At 71.4% G+C, this 6273-nt stretch carries 6 protein-coding genes; 5 read left to right on the plus strand and 1 reads right to left on the minus strand.

From position 1 onward, the window contains the following. The first annotated feature begins 9 nt into the window (after positions 1-9). Complete coding sequence (locus HMPREF0058_RS05480; protein WP_006548729.1) at positions 10-2925, plus strand: DEAD/DEAH box helicase family protein; 2916 nt, start codon at positions 10-12, stop codon at positions 2923-2925. On the opposite strand, the gene HMPREF0058_RS05485 is transcribed toward HMPREF0058_RS05480, so the two are convergent. Further along, a complete protein-coding gene (locus HMPREF0058_RS05485; protein WP_048679457.1) occupies positions 2913-3890 on the minus strand; it encodes a DUF4439 domain-containing protein in 978 nt (325 codons plus the stop codon). The two genes, HMPREF0058_RS05480 and HMPREF0058_RS05485, sit on opposite strands and share 13 nt — an antisense overlap. A gap of 111 nt (positions 3891-4001) precedes the next feature. On the opposite strand from HMPREF0058_RS05485, the gene rimP reads away from it, so the two are divergent. The 4 genes from rimP to HMPREF0058_RS05505 all read left to right on the plus strand — a co-directional run. Continuing rightward, on the plus strand, positions 4002-4466 hold the full coding sequence (gene rimP / locus HMPREF0058_RS05490) for a ribosome maturation factor RimP (RefSeq protein ID WP_006548731.1): 465 nt from the start codon (positions 4002-4004) through the stop codon (positions 4464-4466). Positions 4467-4493: 27 nt separating this feature from the next. Further along, entirely contained in the window at positions 4494-5540 is a 1047-nt protein-coding gene (gene nusA, locus HMPREF0058_RS05495) for a transcription termination factor NusA (RefSeq protein WP_006548732.1), read from the plus strand. A 105-nt stretch (positions 5541-5645) separates the two neighbouring features. Further along, positions 5646-5978 carry a YlxR family protein gene (locus tag HMPREF0058_RS05500; RefSeq protein WP_034237233.1) on the plus strand — a complete coding sequence of 111 codons (333 nt, stop codon included), beginning with the start codon at positions 5646-5648 and terminating at the stop codon, positions 5976-5978. 103 nt (positions 5979-6081) lie between these two features. Beyond that, positions 6082-6273, plus strand: a 192-nt coding sequence (locus HMPREF0058_RS05505; RefSeq protein WP_040319544.1) for a translation initiation factor IF-2 N-terminal domain-containing protein, incomplete at its 3' end; no start/stop codon positions are given.

Genomic DNA, 6273 nt, shown 5'->3' on the forward strand with positions numbered 1-6273 from the left:
GCGGACCTGATGACCGACGCGACGCGCCGCCCTGCGCACAACCTGCGGATGGCAGCGCGTCTGCGTGCCTACCAGCGTGACCTGCTCGACGCCGTCGATCCGGCCGACGGCGAGGTCCTCCACCTGGTTGCCCCACCCGGGGCAGGCAAGACTCTCCTTGGCCTGGAGCTGGCCCGGCGCAACGGTCGCCCGGCGCTCGTGCTGACCCCGACCACCATCATCCGGGAGCAGTGGCGTGAGCAGGCAGCCTCGCTCTTTGAGGGCGAGTGGGGTGACAACCTGTGCGTGAGCACCTACCAGTCCCTTGCGCTCGTGCGCAGTGACGGGGTCTGGGACGAGGCAGGCCTGGCTGCGTGGAAGCGCGAGCTCGTGGACGGCGGCTACAGCCCAGCGCAGGCTGAGGCCTGGCTGGAGGACCTGGCCAGCTCCCATCGCCAGGCCTACCGCCGGGGAGCCTCGCGGCGGGCGGCCCGGGCGCGTGCCCGTGTGGATGAGCTCGATGACAAGGCCGTGGCGAACCTGCTGGCTCCCTCGGCCCGGCAGCGGCTTGACGCCTTGGTCGAGACAGGCGTGGCCACGATCGTCCTGGACGAGTGCCACCACCTGCGTGCCCACTGGGCGGTCGTGGTCCACTACCTGGTGCGTCGTCTGCGCCACGCTGGGCACCAGGCCACCCTCATTGGCCTGACCGCCACCAGCCCGAGCCCCGAGGACCGCTCCTACAGCCGTTACCACGCCCTGCTCGGCGAGGTGGATGCGCAGATCTCGGTGCCCGCCGTCGTGCGAGCCGGGCACCTGGCGCCGGACCGCGCCCTGGCCTGGTTCACCCTGCCCGAGCGCGAGGAGGCACGGTTTCTTGCCACCAGCGGCGCCGAGCTCGCCCACCGGGTCGCTCAGGTGCTGCTGGCTCCCGACGGCGTGGACTACCTCGTGGACACGGTGGCTCCCGGGCTGCGCGAGCTCATGGAGGACCCCGGCTGCACGCTGGAGCCTGAGGACCCGCGTCTGGCCACCGCTGTAGCCGAGGGCTTCGATGCCGCCCCACAGGCCGCCGCGACCGCGACGGCGCTCCTGCACCGGACTCGCGACTACCGGCCCACGCCCGCTTCCACCCTGCTCGTGCCCCTGCTCCCGCAGCTGTCTGTCCTGGAGACCAGCGAGCTCACCGGGCTCCTGGCCCGCTACGCCCTGGAACGCCTTCTGCCTGATCCTGCCCGCAGGTCGCAGTGGGAGGAGGTGCGCCAGACGCTCAGCGGCTTCGGGGTGCACCTGACCGACTCCGGGCTGCGACCCGGGCGCTCGCCCGTGGACCTCATCACCTCCTCCTCACTGGCCAAGGACACGGCCGTCATCGACGTCCTGCGCCACGAGCTGGACGCCCTGGGATCGCGGCTACGCGCCGTCGTCGTCACGGACGCCGCCGAGCGCTCTGCTGCTCACCGTGCCCTGGACGTGCTCGCGGGAGACGGCCGGCCCGCGGCGCCAGGCGGCGCGTTGCGCTGCTTCGAGACGCTGCTGAGCGACGAGGCCCTGCGGGGCCTTGGCCCGGTGCTCATCACGAGCCGCCACCTGCGGCTGGCCAGCGGGCAGGAGGAGCTGCTGGCCACGCTGCGCGAGCGCACAGGGCTGGAGCTCAGCGGCCAGGACGACGGGGTGAGCCTGACGGTCGCCGGCCCCGGGGTCGGCTCGGCGGCGCTCGTGCTGGCAGTCAGTGAGCTCATGGCCGCTGGCCGGGTGCGCCTGGTGGTCTCCACCCGTGCGCTGCTGGGGGAGGGCTGGGACTGCCCGGCAGCCAACACGCTGGTGGACCTGTCCACCGTGACCACGGCGACGGCGGTGGCGCAGCTGCGTGGCCGCGGTGCCCGGCTCGACCCGTCCTGGCCTGGCAAGGTGGCGCACTACTGGTCCGTGGTCTGCGTGCTGCCTGCCCAGGCTGGCCTCGGCGGTGGAGGCGACTTAGGGCGCCTGGAGCGCAAGGCGGACCAGATCTGGTCCGCGGTGCCGAGTGAGGCGACGCCCTGGCCCGGGGGCGGCTGCGTTCCCAGTGCCGGTGGGACCCAGGCCGTCATCGAGACCGGCCTGCGCGGCGTGCTGAGCCCGCCCCAGCGCCTCCTCCTCGCCTCCCTGACCGCAGGAGCGCAGCATGCCCAGGTCACCTGCCTCAACGAGCTGACTGTGGCGAGCCTGGGGGACAGAGGTATCGAGCGGGAGCGGTGGCTCGGCGCGGCCACGGGGATCGATCCGGACGCCATGGCGCCGCAGGGCGGCTCTGGGCGGTCGGCGAGAGCGGAGCGGTCGGGCTACCCCGTGGAGGTGGTACGCATCCAGTGGGCCAGCGCGCTGCTGCGCCACGGGGTGCCCAGCTCCTACTGGCAGGCAGCGGCCTGCGTGGTGGCGCGGTGCCTGAGTCAGGACGGCGGGGCACACGCGCACCTGGCAGTGCTTGAGGAGACAGACAACAGCCTGAGCGTGGGGCTGGTGGACGGGTCCGACGGCGCTGGTGCCCGCTTTGCGGACGCGCTCGCGGCGCTGCTGAGCGAGCCTGAGCGCCGTCCTCGCTTCGTGCTGGAGGCACAGCTGCTGACGACGACGGCGAATCCGCGCCGTCCGCTTCCCGCCTGGCGCCGGGCACTGGCACGCCTGCTTCTTCAGATCGGTCGGCTGCCGGGCAGGTCCGGTGGTGACGGGGACTGGATAGCCCTGGCCGTGCCGAGCCTCCTGGTCCGCTCGCGTCAGGAGGCCGAGGCCCTGGTGGCCGGCTGGACACGCTGGGTGGGGCCGTGCCGGCTGCGGCTGGTGCGTGACGGTGACGACGCCGCCGCCTACCTGGCGGCGCGAGGCGCCCACGGCCCGGTGAGGTACCTACGGGTGGAACGAGGCCGCCGGTGGGTGGAGCAGACTGTGGAACAGGCTCAGGACTCGTAGCCGGGCAGCGCCGGCAGCGTCGAGCCCCAGGCCCGGGCGCGTGCGGCGGCGTCGATGGCGGCGTCGATGGCGATCTCGCGCTGGTCCGGATCCAAGGCAATCAGGGAGACGATCTCCTGCTCGCACACGCGCAGCCAGGACTGGCGTGCCCAGGTGGTGTCCGCGCTCGTCGCGCTGGTGGAGGCCTGGGTCGGGGCGGCGTAGGCCGGCAGGCGCGAATCCGTTCCTCCCAGGGCGATGGAGGCGTTGACGACGTCGTCGGCGTAAGCGGCGTCAGCCTGTGCCTGGGCGCGCTGGGCGTCGGCCGAGCGTGCCGCCACCTCCTCCATGGCGTAGCGGGCCGCGTCATAGGCCTGCACGAGATCTGGCTCCAGGGCCTGGGTCATCTGGGAGGCCTGACGCGGTGCCCCTTCCAGCGCCGTCTCGGCGGCCAGCGTGGTGGCCAGCTGCGTGGCGCCGGCGGACCAGGAGACGGCCAGGGCGGCGTACAGCTGCGCCTGGCCGGCCTGCTCGGCATGGAGGGCGGCCTGGCGCGCCTGCTCGGCACCCTGCTCCAGAGCCTGCAGCAGGTCATCGGGGGTGGCATCAGCCGGGGCCGTGGCGACCGGCGTCGTCGTGGGCAGGGTGGTAGGAGCAGAGGTGGGCCAGGGCTGCCAGACCCCGCCCAGGGTCTCAAGCTGGAGCTTGCCCGCCTCGACGAGCTGGGTGACCTGGGTGGCGACCTCCTGGTTGCCGGAGGTGAGAAGAACCTCGGCCGTGGAGGAGATGAGGGTGGCCTGGCGTGCCAGAGCGTCGCGTTCGGCCTCGGCGGCCGACGCCGTCGGCAGGGTGTCAGGAACGCCGTGCCCCAGCCGCAGCTCACAGGCTCCGGTGCCAGCCAGGAGGCCGCCGGCCAGGAGGAGCACCAAGGCGCCTCGCAGCGGGCGCGTCAGGACGGGGGAGCAGGGCAGGGGTGCAGGCTTCACACGGTGATCCTGGCACGGCCAGGTAGCATGAGCCATGCTGGCCACGCCCAAGGACGCGCCCACTAGTGCGTCGGTGGCCCGCGATCTGACCAACGACCGGGAAGGGACCCCATGGCGGACACGCTGTCAACTGCGACGACCGAGCGGCTCACCGAGCTGCTCACACCTGTGGTCGAGCAGGCAGGTCTGTTCCTGGAGGGGGTGGAGACCACCAGGGCCGGCCGCTACTCCACCGTGCGCGTCATCGTGGACCTGCCTGACGGCCCGGGCGACCTTGACCTGGACGCGGTGGCTGAGGTGACCCAGACGGTGTCTGACGCCCTGGACGAGGCTGATCCGGTCAAGGGCCAGTACACCCTGGAGGTCACCAGTCCCGGGGCCGAGCGCGAGCTGACCACGCCCCGCACCTTTCGGCGCGCCACCGGTCACCAGGCCCGTCTGGTCACTGCCGGCCAGACCCTGACCGGGACCGTGCGCAGCGCAGACGAGGAGACCGTGACCGTGGAGGTCGACGGCAGTGAGCAGACGATTGCCTACACGGACCTCCTGGAGGCCCGGATGGTCGTCGTCTTCTGAATCGGGACGAGGACGAGAGAGGACACCATGGACATCAACATGCCGGAGCTGCGAGGCGCGGCCCAGGAGCTGGGCATCGACCTGGAGGACCTCCTGCCCGCCATCGAGGACGCCATCCTGGGTGCCTACACCAAGGTCCCGGGCGCTATCCGTGGCGCGCACGTCGAGATCGACCGCCGCAGCGGTCATATGGCCGTGCTGGCTCCTGAGGTTGACGAGGAGGACCAGCCCACGGGCGAGTTCTTCGACGACACCCCCGACGACTTCGGGCGCATCGCCCAGGCCACTGCCCGCTCGGTGATCGTCCAGCGCATCCAGGATCGGCGCGACTTCGAGGTCCTGGGCGCCTTCAAGGACAAGGCCGGCGAGCTGATCTCCGGCACCGTGGAGCAGGGGCGTGACCCGCGCATCGTCTACGTGCGTCTGGACGAGGAGCACGAGGGGATCATGCCTCCCCACGAGCAGGTCCCGGGTGAGCGCTACCGCCACGGCGACCGTATCCGCGCCTATGTCACCGAGGTCTCGCGCGGTCCCAAGGGAGCGCAGATCATCCTCTCGCGTACTCACCCCGGCCTGGTGCGCAAGCTCTTTGAGCGTGAGGTGCCCGAGCTGGTCTCGGGGGACGTGGAGATCATGGCGGTCGCGCGTGAGGCCGGCCACCGTACCAAGATGGCGGTGCGCTCGCGCCAGCGCGGCCTGGGGGCCAAGGGCGCCTGCATCGGCCCGATGGGTCAGCGCGTGCGTGCTGTCATGGCGGAGCTGGGCGGGGAGAAGATTGACATCGTCGACTACTCCGACGAGCCGGCCCGCTTCATCGCCAATGCCCTGTCCCCGGCGCGCGTGTCCTCGGTGCACATCCAGTCCATGGAGGACCAGACGGCCAAGGCCGTGGTACCTGACTTCCAGCTCTCCCTGGCCATCGGCAAGGAGGGGCAGAACGCTCGCCTGGCCGCGCGTCTGACGGGCTGGAAGATCGATATCCACGCCGACGCCGAGACCGGCGAGGTGATCGCGGGTCGTGGTTCTCGTGCCGACGACGTGACAGGCCCCTCAGTCGCACAGAGGGATGCCTGAGCCTGGCTGCCGCTAGACTTGTTCGGGATCCTGCGTGAGATCCTGGGGCCGTCAGGCCGCCAGGGGCAGCAGGTGACAGGACGATGGGAAGGACGCGACGAGACGGTGAAGCACCTCTCACACGTACCTGAACGCACCTGCATCGGCTGCCGCGCCAAGGGTCCTCGGGCGCAGCTGCTGCGCCTGGTCATCGACGACGGCCGGCTTCGTGTCGACCCCCGGGCGGTTGCGCCTGGGCGAGGCGCGTGGATCCACCCGGATCCCGCGTGCCTGGAGCTTGCCGAACGCAGGCGCGCCTTCGGGCGCGCGCTGCGCACCAGTGAGCCGCTGGACGTGGCTCCCGTGTGCGAGCGGATCTCCTCCCGGGGCAACCTGGATGAGGATGGTGCGAGCACGCACGAGCGGCCTGCACGCAGTGCCGCGACAACGACCGACTAAGAAGGCGGGTAGGAAGCCGATGGGCACCCGATGAGTACCCAGCGATGAGCTGCCTCAACTGATGCCCACCCTGATCCGGGGTGGGCAACCGGACAGGAGAAAAGTGGCTAAACCACGCGTTCACGAGCTCGCGAAGGAGCTCGACCCCACTGGCAAGAAGATCACCTCCAAGGTGATCCTGGCCTGGCTCAAGGACCAGGGAGAGTTCGTCAAGGCGGCCTCCTCCGCGGTCGAGCCCCCCGTCGCTCGCCGGGTCCGCGAGCACTTTGCCGATCAGGCGGCCTCGGCCGCAGGC

Origin of the sequence: Actinomyces urogenitalis DSM 15434 (assembly GCF_000159035.1) — a bacterium.
Lineage (GTDB): Bacteria > Actinomycetota > Actinomycetes > Actinomycetales > Actinomycetaceae > Actinomyces > Actinomyces urogenitalis.

Bases quoted from the DNA above. Each gene is read 5' to 3' on its own strand.
- HMPREF0058_RS05480 (WP_006548729.1), top strand. From the start codon at position 10: ATGACCGACGCGACGCGCCGCCCTGCGCACAACCTGCGGATGGCAGCG.
- rimP (WP_006548731.1), top strand. From the start codon at position 4,002: ATGGCGGACACGCTGTCAACTGCGACGACCGAGCGGCTCACCGAGCTG.
- nusA (WP_006548732.1), top strand. From the start codon at position 4,494: ATGGACATCAACATGCCGGAGCTGCGAGGCGCGGCCCAGGAGCTGGGC.